Consider the following 14460-nt stretch of genomic DNA (forward strand, 5'->3'; position numbering starts at 1 on the left):
TCGGAAAAGCGGCTTCAGGAACGGCGGGAAGCCGGGATTACCCCGGTTTTTCGCCGGAATCCGAACCCCGACCAAGGAGAACTCGGCATGACAACACTGCAGATACTCGCCCTGGTCTGGCTGGCGCTGGTGTTCGCCGTCAGCCTGTGGCAGCATATCAACCTCGGTCTGATCATGATCCCCGCCGCCTTTGTGCTGGCCGAGATCGCCGGTGTGCCGGTCAAGAGCCTGTACGCGGGCTTTCCCACCAAACTGGTGCTTCTGGTGCTCGGCGTGGCCTTTTTATGGAACCATGTGCAGGAAAGCGGGCTGGCGGACATCTTTGTTACAGCCATGGTACGGGCGGCGCGCGGCAGGGCCTTTCTGCTGCCCTGGGTCATGGCTTTTCTCACGGCGGTGATCTGCGCCGTGGGCGCGCTGCCCGCCGCCGCGCTGGCCATCACCATACCGGTAGCCATGGAAATAGCCCGGCGCGAAAACATCCGGGCCGCCCTGATGGGTACCGTGGTTATTCAGGGCGCTTGCGTGGGCGGCTTTTCGCCCTTCAATCCCTGGGGCAACCTGGTGGCCATGCAGGCGGCCCAAAACGGCATTGCCTTTGACAGCGTTTTTTTCTTTCTGTGCCAAGGCGCATTGGCCTTGGCCGTGGGCCTGGTGGGCTTTTTCTGCTTCGGCGGCCTGAAGCTGTTGCGACAGAAAGGACAAAACGGGCAAGTCGAGCCAGCCGTGAAGGCCGGGGCGGATGTGCTTCCGACTTCCGCCCGCGCTGTGGACAAGGCCCTGACGCGCTCCGGGCTGACAGCCTATCAATGGTGTTCTTTGGCGGCCGTGCTCTGTTTCATCACGCTGGTGCTGCGGCGTTTTGACGTGGGCCTGACGGCCTTTGCCGCGGGTATGACGTTGCAGATCATTTTCCGTACCAACGGCAAGCAGGCCATTGCCAAACTGCCGTGGGGCATTGCCCTGATGATCGGCGGCGTGCTGTTGTACGTGGGCCTGTTGGAGAAAATGGGCGTGTTGCACGCCATCGGATCGGCGCTGTCAGGCATGGAAAATCCCTCTCTGGTCCGTTACGGCATCAGTCTGCTGGGGACCATCATCGCCAATTTTGAATCCTCGTCCGTGGCCGTGCTGGGCCTGGTGATACCGGTGGCCATCAAGTCCATGGGCAGCGCTGTCCAGGCCATAGCCGCGAATATGCAACTGGCTTTGCTTTCCGGCAGCATCGCGGTCATGGCGGCCAGCCCCTTTCATATCGGCGGAGCGTTGATCCTGGCCGAAACCGAAACGGCGGACCGTACTTTCAAGGACTTGCTGCTTTGGGTGGTCTGTCTGGCACTGGTTTTGCCTTTCCTGGCATTCCTGCTCTGAGGCGTGAGGAATAACGGCGGAGGGTACGGGGGCCGGCGCGCCCGGCCTTATTTCCGCCGACCAATGAAAAAGACCCGTTCAGGAGGCGGGTCTTTTTCATTGGTCGGCGGTTGAAGTTCTCAGCTTGTGCCGCGCACCGGCCAGAGATGAAAACCGGTGTCAGGCTTGAAGCCCACGCCCACCATGCCGTCGCGGCTGTAAAGCGCCCAGGCGTAACGGGCTTCATAGACGCTGGTGGTGGACGACCAGTACACGTCGCGCACGTTTGTAAAAGGATGCCCTTCGGGCAGGGCCGGGGAGTCGGCCTGAAGGTCCACCAGGCTTTCCAGTTCCCTGATATTGGGCATGCGCCAGTCCGTGGCCCTGTCCAGAGCCGCGCTGTTGAGTCCGTCCACAGCGGCCAGGGCTTCTTCCCAAGGCAGGGGGCGGCCCAGAGGATCGGCATTCCGGCTCCAGATCAAACCTGTAAGTTGATCCCGCACCGAGTCGCCATCTAGTGCAAAACGCTCCCCGGGCGAAAAGAGCGGCGCGGCATCTTCTGTTTTCGGCAGGCAGACCGGCCACGCCAGGGCGGCTTCGTCCTTGCGGACGCGGGTCACCCGGCCGCCGCCCAGATGAATGTGCCAGGCCTGTTCCGGCAGGCGGTGGCAGGTATCGGCGGTCCAGTAGTAGCCGGAAAAGACGTTGGTAAAGGGATGCCCCTCGGGCAGGGCAGGATTGATATGTTGATGGCTGAGCAGGGAAAAGAGCAGCCGCCGGGGCGGCAACTGCCAGTCGGCGCAGCCATGGGCTTTACGGGCGGCCATATCCGCCGCCAGCGCGTGGGCTTCCTCCCAGTTGAGCGGAAAGTCGGCGGGATTGGCGTTGCGGGCCCAGAGCGCGCCGCTCAGGCTGTCCCGCACCAGATCGCCCTGAATCTGAAAGCGGCCGGCGGCGGGCGGGAGATGTTTGGGCCGCGCGGCGTCTTGTTCGGAACCCGGGCCGGAGCCCATACAGTCTATGCGTTTTCCGGCAGTGTCATAGCAATGGATTTGATCGGTTTCCAAGAGTAGGGGATACATGATTTTCCTTGATACAAAAGCGTTGCCCTGATGGTAACGCAAAGCGGAACAATGAAAAAGGGCCATGCCGTGACCGGGCGGATTTTTAGAGCATTTCATGCGTGAGCTGCTCTAAAAATCCGCCCGGCATGCGTTCTGCCGTGTTCGCTTCCGTTGGATATTATCCCGCAAGGACTTTTCCGGGTTCAGCCTCTGTGACATCCGGTTGAAGGCGGCGCGGTATTCGTGGAGGACGGTCGCCGTGCGGCTACGACGTAGTTTGTTTCCGGGATGTCATAGCGTTCTGGCTTGCTGCAATATTCCCGTAAGTAAGGGATATGAATCACAGTCGATTAGTATGTCAGTATGGACGGCATCCACGAATTGGGATAGAATATAAAGGATGTGGTTAGCGAAAAATTCGAGCCTCGCGTCTGATTTGAAAAATTAGACCCACAAAACCCTACAGGTTTTGCGGCCGCGCAGTTGCCGTGAGTCAGCGAAAATTGAGAGCATGACTATGCCGAAATTTTTGCAGTCAGGCACTCGTTGGTTCGAGGTATGCTGTGCGTCAACCCGGTATCAGGAAACGAGAGGATATACAGATGGGCAAGATTATATTGACTGGCGACCGCCCCACGGGACGACTTCACATAGGGCATTACGTGGGCTCTTTAAAGCGCAGGGTGGAGCTCCAGAATTCAGGGGAATTTGACGAAATTTATATCATGATTGCTGATGCCCAGGCCCTGACGGACAATGCGGACAATCCGGAAAAGGTACGCCAGAACATCATCGAAGTGGCTCTGGATTATCTGGCTTGCGGGCTGGACCCGGAAAAATCCGTTCTGTTCATCCAGTCGCAAGTGCCCGAACTTTGCGAAATGGCTTTTTACTACATGGACCTGGTAACAGTCTCCAGGCTTCAACGTAATCCGACAGTGAAGTCTGAAATCCAGCTGCGCAATTTTGAAACGAGCCTCCCGGTCGGTTTCTTCACTTATCCCATCAGCCAGGCGGCGGATATTACCGCTTTCAAGGCAACAACCGTGCCCGTGGGCGAAGATCAGGCGCCCATGATTGAGCAGACCAAGGAGATCGTGCACAAATTCAATGCGGTGTACGGCGAGACGCTTGTGGAGCCGACCATTCTTCTACCGGACAACGAGGCCTGCCTTCGCCTGCCGGGTACCGACGGCAAGGCCAAGATGAGCAAATCCCTCGGAAACTGTATTTATCTGTCTGATTCCGAAGAGGACGTGAAGAAGAAGATTATGTCCATGTTCACTGATCCCACTCACCTGAGAATGGAGGACCCGGGACAGGTGGAAGGCAACCCGGTCTTCATTTACCTGGATGCCTGTTGCGGGGATGAGCATTTCGAGAAATATCTGCCCGAGTATAAAAATCTGGGAGAATTAAAAGCCCATTACGCCCGTGGCGGCCTGGGCGATGTGAAGGTAAAGCGCTTCCTGAACAGTGTGCTTCAGGAAATACTTGGCCCCATCCGTGAACGCCGTAAGGAGATTTCCAAAGATATCCCCGCAGTATACCGGATATTGGAAGAGGGCAGCCGCAAGGCCCGAAAGAAGGCGGCGGAAACCTTGGCCGCCATGAAGCGAGCCATGAAGATTAACTATTTTGAGGACAAAGAGCTGATCGCTGATCAGGCGGAGCGCTTCAGAAGCCGGATGGACTAATGTCTCATTTGAAAAATTAGATATATAAAATCTGTAGGATGTTGCGGCGGCGCAGTCGCCGTGAGTCAGCGAAAAGCACGTTTTTTCGCTGACGATCCTGCGAAAATTGAGAGCAGAACTATGCTCGAAATTTTTGCAATCAGATACTGATTTTTATCAGCTTATGACGGGTCCGGGAGGCGTGTCAGGGTGAATGCGGGTCTTTCCGCCGTCCCCGGCATTCCTCCCGACGTTATTTGTCAGCGGTTGCGGTCGTGGCCGGGTCTGGCCCGTTCGTTTCAATCCTGATGATGTCGCCTGTTTTGCTTTTCCAGCAGATCAACTTTGCAATGTTCCAGAAAAATGAAAAAACCCTTGATTTCTCAAGGGCTTATCATTTTTGGCTCCCCGAGACGGACTTGAACCGCCAACCTAGTGATTAACAGTCACCCGCTCTGCCAATTGAGCTATCGGGGATCGCTGAAGGCAAAAAACTTTTTACGGAAAAGCGCCCGCGAGGTCAAGCGAAAATATAGGTTTCTGTAAAAATCTATGTGATTTTGTAAAAATCAATGCTTGGCCGCCTCTTTTTTACAGCGCTCAAGTTTTTTCCGGTAGCGGTCCGCCTCGCTGTACACGCAGCCGCAGTAGGGCTGGCGGTACAACCCCCAGCCCTTGGAGCGGTCGATGCCTGCCTGCCAGTCCGTGCGGAAGTCGCGGTAGACGAAGCCGGGGCCGCTTGGCGCGGCCAGGCGGCGGCCCGCCGCCGCAATGATCTCGTGCGGCTGGTAACGGGAGTAGAGCAGGCTGGTGCTGACCCAGGAGAAACCCAGAGAGGCGGCCTTGGCGAACGCCGCTTCCACGCGGCTTTCGCAGCAATAGGCGCAACGCGCGGGGGCTTCGTCCCGTCCGGCCACGGCGCGCAACCATGCCGCGATGTCCCAAGTCTCGTCCGCGTACAGGATATCCACGCCCAGACGCGCCGCGCACTCTCCGGCGGCTTCGCGGCGGCGCAGATATTCGGCCAGAGGCTGGACATTGGGATTCATGAACCAGGCCGTGACCGCAAAGCCTTCGTCCAGCAGGCGGGTGATGGGCATGATGGCGCACGGCCCGCAGCAGACGTGCAGCAGCAGGCTCTTGTCCCCACGCTTCGGCTCCAGAGCAAAGTAATTTTTCAAAGTTACTTTGCTCCGGCGGCTGCAAAAGCGGACGCCCACGGCGGAAGCCAGGGCGGGACCGCGTTCCCGCCGCGCGTCAGCCGTTGCCGCCGGCGGCTTACGGATGACGACAGCAACGATAGGCTGAAGGCAGCGTCAACGTTGAGAATGCCATTCTCAACGTTAATCCGCTCTAGGTACGGATCGCTATTTCCAGGCATTTCCCGAAGTCCTGCTCCATTTCGCGCAGGCTGTCGCGCTTGTGGTTGAGCAGATAGAGGCCCAGTTCCCGCGTGGCTTCAAAGGTGCACTTTTCGCCGTTGGTGGCGCGCAGCATGCGGCGCAGCTCGCGCAGTCCCTGCAGCGCCTGCCATTCCAGGTTACGGCGCTGACCCGTGCCGCCGCAGGCCGGGCAGGGCTCCATGGTGATAGCGAGGGCTGAAGAGCCCATGCGCTGGCGCACCAGCTCCAACAGGCCGAAGGAACTCATGCGGGCCACGTCGTGGCGGGCGCGGTCGTTTTTCATGGCCTGTCGCAGGGTTTTCTCCACGTCCAGAATGTGCTTTTTGTCGCGCATTTCAATAAAGTCGATGACCACCTGGCCACCCACGTCGCGCAGCTTGAGCTGGCGGGCGATGGTTTCGGCGGCCTCCATATTTGTTTTGAAGGCCATGGCCTCAAAATTGCCCTTGCCGGAAATTTTGCCCGAGTTGATGTCGACGGCCATGAGCGCCTCGGTCTGGTCAAAGACCAACCGGCCGCCCGAGGGCAGAAGCACTTCGCGGGAATAGATCTGGTCCAGTTGGCGGCGCAGATTGAAACGTTCCCACATGGATTGGCGGATATCGCCGTGCAGGCGCACCAGATCTTTCTTGCGCGGGAAAAGCAGGCTGACGGTATCACGGATGCCCTGGGCCACTTCCTCGTTGTCCACCCAGATTTCGCAGACGTCGTCGGTGAGGTAGTCGCGCACCGCGCGTTCGGAGAGGCCGGGCTCCTGATGGATCAGGGCCGGGGCCGATATTTCCGTGGCTTTTTTGCGGATGTCGCGCCAGAGGCGCTTCAGATACTGCAGATCGTTCTTCAGGGTGGTCTTGGTGGTGCCGGCGCTCACCGTGCGCACGATGACGCCCAGACCCTGGCCGGGGTCGATGCCGTTCATCATCTCGCGCAGGCGGGCGCGTTCCTCGTCATTTTCCACCTTGCGCGAAACGCCGATCTGCTCCTGCCCGGGCGTGAGCACCAGAAAACGCCCGGCCAGCGAGAGCCAGGTGGTCAGAAACGCGCCCTTGTTGCCTGTGGGCTCCTTGACCACCTGCACCAGCACTTCCTGACCGGCCTTGAGCACCTTCTGGATGGGCGGGAACTTCTTGCCTTTGGCCGGTTCGTGATGGGCCAGCCAGTATTCGGGATGGATCTCGTCGATCTGCAAAAAGCCGTTCTTGCCCGCGCCGTAGCTCACAAAAGCGGCCTGGAGATTGGTGTCGATGTTGTGGATGACGCCCTTGTAAATATTGCCCTTGATTTTGCGCTGGTGGAGCATGTCCAGGTAGTATTCCAGCAGGCAGCCTTCCTCGGCCAGAGCCACTTCCACCTGTTCGCCGGGCAACACGCTGATGAACATCCGCTTTTTGCCCGTGGCCGCGCCGGTTTTGGCCTTGGCCGCCGTGGCGCGCGCTGTGGGTTTTTTGTTGTCCTCGGCCTCGGCGTTCTGGACGCTCTTGCCCTTCTTGCCGCGCCCCTTGGGGGCGGACACGCCGCCTTCGGCAACGGGAACTTCGGCAGCGGCGTCAACCTCGTCAAAAGCTTCGTCGTCGGCGTCCCCCGTGCGTTCCACAGCCGCGTCGTCCATGTTGTCGTCCGCTGCGGCATCATCCTCGCTCATCTCGCCCGTGGCGGTCTGGCGATTTTTGCGGTTGCGCCCGCGACCGCCGCGCCGTCCGCGCCGACTTTTGCGCCGGGGAGCGTCAGCGTTGCCGTCGTCCTCGTTTCCGGGGGCGGCTTCTTCGGCATCCACAGAGGCCTCGACCTGTTCCACCCCTTTCGGCGGGAGACTCTCGGGCCGGGAAATTTCTTTGGGAGCCTTGGCCGTTGTGGCGCCAGCCGTGGGGGCGGTCTGTCGGCTTTCAGTCTGAGACGATGGCGTGTCGGTTTCGGCAGGGGCGGCGGCAACAGTGGATGTTGGGGATGTCAGGGCTTTTTTCGCCCGGCTGCCGCGCGTCGTGTTGTTGCGCCCGCGCTTGGGAGCGGCCTTGGCCGCCTTCTCGGGCGTTTCCGCGGGATTCTCCCCGGTTGCCGGGGCTTGCGGTGGGGCCGCCGCCTGCATTGCCTCTGCACCGGTTTCAGCACTGCCGGTTTTGGCCGTGGCGCTGCGGCGGCCTTTGCCCGTGCGCTGGGCCGGAGCACGTTTGGGCTTGGCCGGGCTGTCCTCGCCGCCTTCAGGGGCTTGGGCCGGGCTTTTTGCAGTCGTGCGCCTGCCGCCCCGCGCCTTGGGGGCGGCTGCGGCGTCGGCATTTTCCGTGGTCTTGCCGTCAGCCGTCGGCACGTCGGGCTCTTTTGGGGGCTGAGCGCGTGCTGTTTTGGCGGCCGGTTTTTTAGTGCTGCGGGAAGAAGTACGGCGTTTGGGAGCGGGGGCTTCGCTGGAAACGGCGGAGTCTGCCGATGCGGGGGAAACAGGGGAAGCAACAGTGGAACGGTCCTGGCTTGCGCCATCCGTAGCCGGAGACGCGGCCACGGGAAAATCCTGGTCAGTAGTCATGAAAATCCTTCTGGCGGCAATCTGAAAAACAGCGCCGCGAAAAAATTTGTGAGCCCGGCCTGTCGAACGCCGCGTGGAGCACTGCGGCAGCAGCGCCGTTACAGGCGCGCAATTGCCGCGGACATGCCGGACCTTATTTTAATAGAGCCGTTTCAAAGTGAAATTGCTCTGCTGGCTGCGAAGGCAGCCGCCCGCCACAAGGCATAAGCGCGACTTATTTGCGCTGTGATGTACCGGAGCGGGCGTCTTCAAAACTTTGAAATTGTGACATCTCAGAGTTAATCTGCTCTATAATACGTCTTTTGTGAAAATATGCAAGAAGGGCCGCCCGGCCTTCGCTTCCAGCCTCTTTCAGAACAGGGCGGGGAGGAAGGAGCCGGGCGCGAAGTGTCAGCAGTTTTCCAACACTCGCAGTTCCGCGGACAGCCGCCCCGAGTTGGAGCGCAACAGCACGTAGCCGCCCTGGGCCAGCGCGCCGGGGTTGACCACCACGGTGCGGCCCACGCGGTCCACGGCTCTGGCTTCATGGATATGGCCGCAGAGGCAGATGTCGGGCTGGGCTTCTTCCAGAAATTCACGCACCGCCGTGGAGCCCACATGAACGTCGCCGGGAATCACGTCGCAGGCCGTATCCTTGGGCGGATTATGGGAAACCAGCACCGTATGCGGATAGCGCCGGGCGCGCTGCCAGCAGGCGTCCAGCCATGCCGCGAACGTGGATTCGGGAAATTCGCTGGGCGTGCCGAAGGGCGTGAACGTGGAGGCCCCCACGCCGAAAATGGCGGTGTCCGGCGTCAGTTCGCGGGTGACGGTATGCAGGTTCCAGCCCTGCTCGCTCAGCCATGCATCCACTTCCGGCCGGTCCATGTTGCCGATCTGGGCCCAGACCGGCAGGTCGTGGGCGCGCAGAACCTCCATGACCAGTTCGGCCTGCTTGACGCCGCCGGTGATGGTCAGGTCGCCGGTGACGATGATCCCGTCGGCCTGGGCCAGTTCCGGAATCCGATGGAAACAGGCGGGGTCGTCGTGGATGTCGCCCACGGCTATCCAGAGGTAATCCTGCGTATCGGCGCTTGGCATGGCGTCCTATCCTTTGTTATAAAAATGGTGTCGCAATCCTGCCATAACTCGCCACGGATGGAAAGAGCCGCCATGCTTCCCACATCTCCCGAATCCCCCATGTCCGAGGAACCCGTCGCGGCGCGCAAGGCCGCCCTGCGGGAGCATATCCGCAAGCTGCGCAGCCGCCAGCCGCCGGGTTTGGCGCGGGCGCGCAGTCTGGAGGCCCAGCAACGGCTGATTGAGGCCGCCTGCTGGCGCAATGCGCATTCCGTGGCGCTGTATGTGGCCCTCAAGGGCGAATTGTCCACCGACAAGCTGCTGGACGCCGCCTGGAAGAGCGGGCGCACGGTCTGGCTGCCGCGCGTGCGGCCCGGCGAAGCGGGGATCATGGACTTCGTGGTCTGCACGGGGCCGGAACAATTGCGGACCGGCCCTTTCGGCCTGCGCGAGCCCGAGGACGGGCTGCCGGGCTTCGGGCCGGAAGGGGCGGGCAAGGCCTTTAAGCCGGATCTGCTGGTACTGCCTGGCTTGGCCTTTGACCTGCACGGCGGCCGCCTGGGCTTCGGCGGAGGGTATTATGACCGTTTTCTGGACAGCGAACTGGCCTGCCCGCGCGTGGGCCTGTGCTTCGCCTTCCAGGTTGCCAAAAATCTGCCCCTGGAACAGTGGGATCAACGCGTGCAATATCTCTGCACGGAAGAGCAGTTTCTGTGTCTGTAAGCTACATTCCTTTTCAGTTTCCCGGTCTTGAGAATGTCCGTTGCGCCTTTCAGGTCCGAGCCGCCATCCCCGGCGGGGTGTACCGCAACGGCTATGACGGCGGCAATATTTCCTTCAGCACCGAGGACGACCCGGATATTGTAACGGGCAACCGCCGCGACCTGCTGGCGGCCTTGCAGCCGCACGGTCTCACGGCTTGGGCGGAGCTCAATCAGGTGCACGGCGACGTGCTGCTCTTCGAGCCGGAAGCCGTGGCCTGCGAAACCCGGCCCACGGCGGACGGCGACGGCATGGCCGTGTCCCGGCCCGGCCTGGGCCTGCTGATCAAGACCGCGGACTGCCAGCCCATTCTGCTGGCGCACAAGGGCGGTCGATACGTGGCTGCCCTGCACGCGGGCTGGCGGGGCAACCGTTGCGATTTCCCGGGTACGGGCGTGGCCCGCTTCTGCGCGCGCTATGATCTCAAACCCTGCGACCTGCTGGCCGTGCGCGGACCCAGCCTGGGGCCGGGACGGGCGGAGTTCGTCAACTTCGAGCGGGAATGGAGCGACGACTTCCGGCCCTGGTTCGACCCGGCAACGCGGACCATGGATCTCTGGGGCCTGACCCGCCGGCAGTTGCAACAAGCCGGTCTGCCGGAGCGCCAAATCTACGGCCTGGATCTTTGCACGGCTTCCAACAACGGACAGTTCTTCTCTTACCGGCGTGAAAAAAGGTCCGGCCGTCAGGCCAGCCTGATCTGGATCACGGCCTGAGGCTGATCCGTCGCGCGTCTACCTTGGCAAGCGTATAAAAGTTCATTTAATTTATACGGCTGGTTCAATGTATTGGTATTTATCATATACTCTTTCCCAAGAGTTGGGCGAAGCCACCTTTGCTCCGCCGGAGCGAAGCGCAGGCGGATGGCTGGTGCCGGGAGAATTCTAAAAAATATGCGCTAGCCGTTGCCGCGTCAGCGGCTTGCTTGAGCCGTTCACGGCGAAGCCGTATTATGGATCAAGACAGCACCGCTACGGATAGCGACAGCGATTTCCTTGGATACAATTTTGCGTAACCAATTGCTGTCTTCATCCGTAGCTTCCTTCGTCGCAACGGCTGAAGCAAGATTTTTGCGCGCTGGCAAGGAAAATGGAGCTTTTTGCGCGGAAACCGACCGGAAGGCGGCCCAAAGGGCCGTGCCCGTTGGCGAGCCGGGCGAGCCTTACGGGCATCAAGAGCAGGGCTGTACTTCAAGTACGTGAGCGGCAAAAAACGCCGGATGACGCCGCCAACGTCGAACAGGCTGGTTTTGACGGATAATCCCGGCAAATAAGATGCCTTAAAAGCTGGAGTCAGATGTATCTGTCCGGCCGCATTGACAGGGCCGCGCGCCGCGCCTAATGTGCCCTCTGACAACGGTAGCCGGACCGGCGGAGCAACGCGGAACGGCTTGAAAAGGGAATCCCGTGTAAAACGGGAGCGGACCCGCCGCCGTGAGATCCGCAAACCGCGCCCCATTTTGTGCCACTGGAAACGGGAAGGCCGGGGCAAGGGGATCAAGCCGGAAGACCTGCCGTGCCCATTTTCGCGCTCCTGGTGCAGCTTAACTTTGAAAAAGTGCATTGCTCTGGCGTGAGATGTTCTCCGGCAACGGGTTTTTGCCGGTCAGGCAGAGGAAATACGGGCCTCTTCCAGTTATGGAAGAGGCTTTTTTTGTCCGCATAGCCCCATATGATATGCACATAGATGCCCTTTCCCGGCCGCCCCGGACGCGGTCCCTTTGCCTTGCCCTGGCCGGGCTGGCGGCGCTCTGGCTATGCTCCCTGCCGCTGGCCTGCCTGCCGGGGCCGTTCCCGCTGGGCGTGAATGAGGTTTTCCGCGCGCTGGCCGCGAGCCTGGGCCTGGCCGCCGCTCCGGTGGACGCCTCTCAACTCCTGGTAGTGGGGCAGATCCGTCTGGCGCGGGTCTGCCTGGCGGCACTTTGCGGCGGCGCGCTGGCCGTGGCCGGCGTGGCCCTGCAAGGCGTACTGCGCAATCCCCTGGCCGACCCTTTCACCCTTGGCATTTCCGCCGGTGCGGCCTGCGGTGCCAGCATGGCTATCGCCCTGGGCGGCGTCGGCGGCGGGTTCGGCCTGTGGCTGGGGCGGATTCTGGGCCATGCGGCGGGAGTGACCCAGGCCGGGTTGGTGGCTCCCGCCGCTCTGGCCGGGGCCCTGCTGGCCCTGTGCGGCGCGCTCTGGCTGGGCCGGGGCAAGGGGGATTTCAGCCGCGAAAGCGTGATTCTGGCGGGTATTGCCGTGGCCGCCTTTCTGGGGGCCCTGGTGGCCCTGGTCAAGGCTCTCAATGAGGAATCCGTGACCAGCATCGTGTTCTGGATTCTGGGCTCGCTCCAAGGCCGGGGCTGGGACAGTCTGCCCCTGCTGCTGGCGACCCTTATTCCCGGTCTGCTGGCCGTGGGTCTGGGCTGGCGGGCCTTGGACGTGCTTTCGCTGGGCGACGAGCAGGCCGCGCAACTGGGTCTTAATGTGGGCCGGGCGCGCTTCTGGCTGTTGGCCGGGGCCAGCTGCATGACCGCCGGTTGCGTGGCCGTGGCCGGAGTGATCGGCTTTGTGGGCCTGGTAGTGCCGCATGTGCTGCGCCTTTTGCTGGGACAGGGGCACGGCCCTTTGCTGGTCGGGGCCTTTTTCGGCGGCGGCGTGCTGCTGGTCTGGGCTGACGTCCTGGCCCGCAGCGTGCTGGGCGGCGGCCAGGAATTGCCCGTGGGCGTGGTCACGGCCCTGTTGGGCGGGCCGTTTTTCGCCCTTCTGGTGCGGCGGCGCTGATGTCCGGCGCACGATCAATGGACAGGCCGCTGAGCAGAGCAGTGGAAGGGCCGATGCTGGACGTGCGCGATCTCACGGCGGGCTATGCCGGGCGGCCCGTGCTGCGCGGCGTGAGCCTGGCGGCGCGCGGCGGCGAAAGCGTAGCCCTGCTGGGACCCAACGGCAGCGGCAAAACCACCTTGCTGCGTTGCATTTCCGGCGTGCTGCGGCCCCAGGGCGGCGGCATACGTTTGGCGGACAGGCCGCTGGATGGCCTGCGTCCGCGCGAACGCGCCCGGCTGGCGGCCGTGGTGCCGCAACGCGCGGAATGCCCGTCCGGCCTGAGTGTGCGTCAGATGGTCCTGCTGGGGCGCTATCCCTACCTCTCCTGGCTGGGCGGCTACGGACGGCGGGACTACGCCGCCGTCGGACAGGCCCTGGCCGCCACCGGAGCCGCCGCTCTGGCCGCGCGTCGCGTGGGGGAGCTTTCCGGCGGGGAACTGCAGCGGGTGCTGCTGGCGCGGGCTCTGGCCCAGGAGAGCCCGCTGCTCCTGCTGGACGAGCTGGCCGCCGGTCTGGATCTGGCCCGCATGGTGGAACTTTTTGATCTGCTGGAGCGCCGTCGGGCCGCCGGGGCCTGCGTGCTCATGGCCATGCACGACTGCAATCTGGCCGCCTTGTATGCAACCAGGCTCATGGGCCTGAAAAACGGCCGGGTACTCTTTGACGGCCCCGTGTCCGAGGTCTTCACCGAGGAGAGACTCAGTGTTCTGTACGATATTCCCATCCGGGTTTTTTCGCATCCGCGCTGGGGCCTGCCCCAGGCGCTGCTGGGGCGCGCTTCCGGGCCGTGGAGCAACGGCGCCGTCAATTTTGCTGCTGGTTCTGCTGCTGACGGGCCTGAATCCGGCCCCGGTTCAGGCGGCTCCCATTGAGGTGGTTGACGACACGGGCGTCACGCTGACTCTGGATAAACCGGCCGAGCGGATCATCGCCCTGTACGGCGCCTACAACGAGCTGCTGCTGGCCTTGGACGCGCGCGACCTGCTGGTGGCGCGCACCGTGGCCGACGCCCATCTGCCGGAGCTGGCCGGTCTGCCCGCCATAGGCACCCATATGCGGCCCAATGCGGAACTGATCGTGGCTCAGAAGCCGGATCTGGTGCTTCAGCTCGCCGGACGGCGCGAGGCGCTGTTGCAGACCGAAGCCCTGCGTAAACTGGGCATCAATGTGCTGACGTTTGAGATGGATTCTTTTGACAAGATGTTCGATGTGCTGGAAAAGCTGGGGCGTCTCACGGGACGCGAGCAAAAGGCCGCCGGGCTGATCCGGGACTGGCGGGCGCGCCTGGCAACGCTGCGGGCGCGCCATGCCGGGGAAAAGCCGGTGCGCGTTTTCTATGAAGTGCGTTATCCCAATCTGCTGGCCGCCGGGCAAGGCAGCATCGTCAATGAGATCATTGCCGTGGCCGGGGGCGAAAACGTGGTCGCGGACGACAAGAAGCTGGTGCGCTTCAACGAGGAGGCTTTGATCCTGGCTGACCCGGACGCCTACCTGATCCAGAAGGGTCCCATGAATCCCGATCCGCAGCCTCTGTCCGAGCGCGCCCATTACCGGGATTTGCGCGCCGTGCGCACGGGACGGGTACTTGTGGTGGATGAGGACCGTTTCGCCCGGCCCGGCCCCCGCGCCGTGGAGGCGGCGGAGGAGTTGGAGCGCTGGCTCCATCCTTAGGCATGATGTTCTTTTGCCCGCTGGACGTTGTCGAACAACGCTTTTTATTCCGCTCATGGACCAGAAGAGTCCACTGCGCTGCATAAAAAGCTTGTTCTCCTCGCCGGCGGGCAAAATTCCTGTCGTGCCGGGCGGAATATTACACCTGATAACCAA

11 protein-coding genes, 1 tRNA gene and 1 riboswitch are annotated in these 14460 nt (G+C 62.0%); of the genes, 7 read left to right on the forward strand and 5 right to left on the reverse strand.

Annotated elements, in window-relative coordinates; translation table 11 throughout:
* Nucleotides 1-87: 87 nt before the first annotated feature.
* A complete protein-coding gene (locus HMPREF0326_RS11645) occupies nucleotides 88-1371 on the forward strand; it encodes an SLC13 family permease (RefSeq protein WP_008685098.1) in 1284 nt (427 codons plus the stop codon).
* 119 nt (nucleotides 1372-1490) lie between these two features.
* On the opposite strand, the gene HMPREF0326_RS11650 is transcribed toward HMPREF0326_RS11645, so the two are convergent.
* Nucleotides 1491-2363, reverse strand: coding sequence for an Lcl C-terminal domain-containing protein (locus HMPREF0326_RS11650; RefSeq protein ID WP_232224947.1), 873 nt, complete (start codon nucleotides 2361-2363; stop codon nucleotides 1491-1493).
* 614 nt (nucleotides 2364-2977) lie between these two features.
* On the opposite strand from HMPREF0326_RS11650, the gene trpS reads away from it, so the two are divergent.
* Nucleotides 2978-4111, forward strand: coding sequence for a tryptophan--tRNA ligase (gene trpS / locus HMPREF0326_RS11655; protein WP_008685096.1), 1134 nt, complete (start codon nucleotides 2978-2980; stop codon nucleotides 4109-4111).
* A gap of 380 nt (nucleotides 4112-4491) precedes the next feature.
* Here the strand turns inward: trpS and HMPREF0326_RS11660 are convergent.
* The 4 genes from HMPREF0326_RS11660 to HMPREF0326_RS11675 form a co-directional block, all read right to left on the reverse strand.
* Nucleotides 4492-4567, reverse strand: a tRNA-Asn gene (locus HMPREF0326_RS11660).
* A 92-nt stretch (nucleotides 4568-4659) separates the two neighbouring features.
* Complete coding sequence (locus tag HMPREF0326_RS11665) at nucleotides 4660-5271, reverse strand: epoxyqueuosine reductase QueH (protein ID WP_009302228.1); 612 nt, start codon at nucleotides 5269-5271, stop codon at nucleotides 4660-4662.
* A gap of 172 nt (nucleotides 5272-5443) precedes the next feature.
* Nucleotides 5444-7795 carry an Rne/Rng family ribonuclease gene (locus HMPREF0326_RS17435; RefSeq protein WP_232224948.1) on the reverse strand — a complete coding sequence of 784 codons (2352 nt, stop codon included), beginning with the start codon at nucleotides 7793-7795 and terminating at the stop codon, nucleotides 5444-5446.
* Between the two features lie 603 nt (nucleotides 7796-8398).
* Entirely contained in the window at nucleotides 8399-9088 is a 690-nt protein-coding gene (locus HMPREF0326_RS11675) for a metallophosphoesterase (protein ID WP_008685093.1), read from the reverse strand.
* 72 nt (nucleotides 9089-9160) lie between these two features.
* Here HMPREF0326_RS11675 and HMPREF0326_RS11680 point away from each other — a divergent pair, with 72 nt between their 5' ends.
* The 5 genes from HMPREF0326_RS11680 to HMPREF0326_RS11700 all read left to right on the forward strand — a co-directional run bounded on the left by HMPREF0326_RS11680 (nucleotide 9161) and on the right by HMPREF0326_RS11700 (nucleotide 14304).
* Complete coding sequence (locus tag HMPREF0326_RS11680; RefSeq protein WP_008685092.1) at nucleotides 9161-9790, forward strand: 5-formyltetrahydrofolate cyclo-ligase; 630 nt, start codon at nucleotides 9161-9163, stop codon at nucleotides 9788-9790.
* Nucleotides 9781-10545, forward strand: coding sequence for a polyphenol oxidase family protein (locus HMPREF0326_RS11685; protein ID WP_008685091.1), 765 nt, complete (start codon nucleotides 9781-9783; stop codon nucleotides 10543-10545). Before HMPREF0326_RS11680 ends, HMPREF0326_RS11685 begins: the two co-directional genes overlap by 10 nt.
* Before the next feature lie 623 nt (nucleotides 10546-11168).
* A riboswitch (cobalamin riboswitch) is annotated at nucleotides 11169-11361 on the forward strand.
* Between the two features lie 144 nt (nucleotides 11362-11505).
* A complete protein-coding gene (locus tag HMPREF0326_RS11690) occupies nucleotides 11506-12591 on the forward strand; it encodes a FecCD family ABC transporter permease (protein WP_035073669.1) in 1086 nt (361 codons plus the stop codon).
* 53 nt (nucleotides 12592-12644) lie between these two features.
* Nucleotides 12645-13505, forward strand: a complete 861-nt coding sequence (locus tag HMPREF0326_RS11695) for an ABC transporter ATP-binding protein (protein WP_020990561.1) — start codon at nucleotides 12645-12647, stop codon at nucleotides 13503-13505.
* Nucleotides 13444-14304 (forward strand): ABC transporter substrate-binding protein, encoded by an 861-nt coding sequence (locus HMPREF0326_RS11700; protein WP_020990562.1) that lies wholly within the window; start codon nucleotides 13444-13446, stop codon nucleotides 14302-14304. Before HMPREF0326_RS11695 ends, HMPREF0326_RS11700 begins: the two co-directional genes overlap by 62 nt.
* Nucleotides 14305-14460 lie beyond the last annotated feature (156 nt).

The sequence above is a fragment of the Desulfovibrio sp. 3_1_syn3 genome (assembly GCF_000145315.2).
In the GTDB taxonomy this organism is placed as follows: Bacteria; Desulfobacterota; Desulfovibrionia; order Desulfovibrionales; family Desulfovibrionaceae; genus Desulfovibrio; species Desulfovibrio fairfieldensis.

What these genes read in the sequence shown, in the direction of transcription:
- HMPREF0326_RS11695 (WP_020990561.1), top strand. Translation starts at nt 12,645, where the DNA reads ATGCTGGACGTGCGCGATCTCACGGCGGGCTATGCCGGGCGGCCCGTG.
- HMPREF0326_RS11650 (WP_232224947.1), bottom strand. Translation starts at nt 2,363, where the DNA reads ATGGGCTCCGGCCCGGGTTCCGAACAAGACGCCGCGCGGCCCAAACAT.
- HMPREF0326_RS11690 (WP_035073669.1), top strand. Translation starts at nt 11,506, where the DNA reads ATGCACATAGATGCCCTTTCCCGGCCGCCCCGGACGCGGTCCCTTTGC.
- HMPREF0326_RS11680 (WP_008685092.1), top strand. Translation starts at nt 9,161, where the DNA reads ATGCTTCCCACATCTCCCGAATCCCCCATGTCCGAGGAACCCGTCGCG.
- HMPREF0326_RS11675 (WP_008685093.1), bottom strand. Translation starts at nt 9,088, where the DNA reads ATGCCAAGCGCCGATACGCAGGATTACCTCTGGATAGCCGTGGGCGAC.
- HMPREF0326_RS11645 (WP_008685098.1), top strand. Translation starts at nt 88, where the DNA reads ATGACAACACTGCAGATACTCGCCCTGGTCTGGCTGGCGCTGGTGTTC.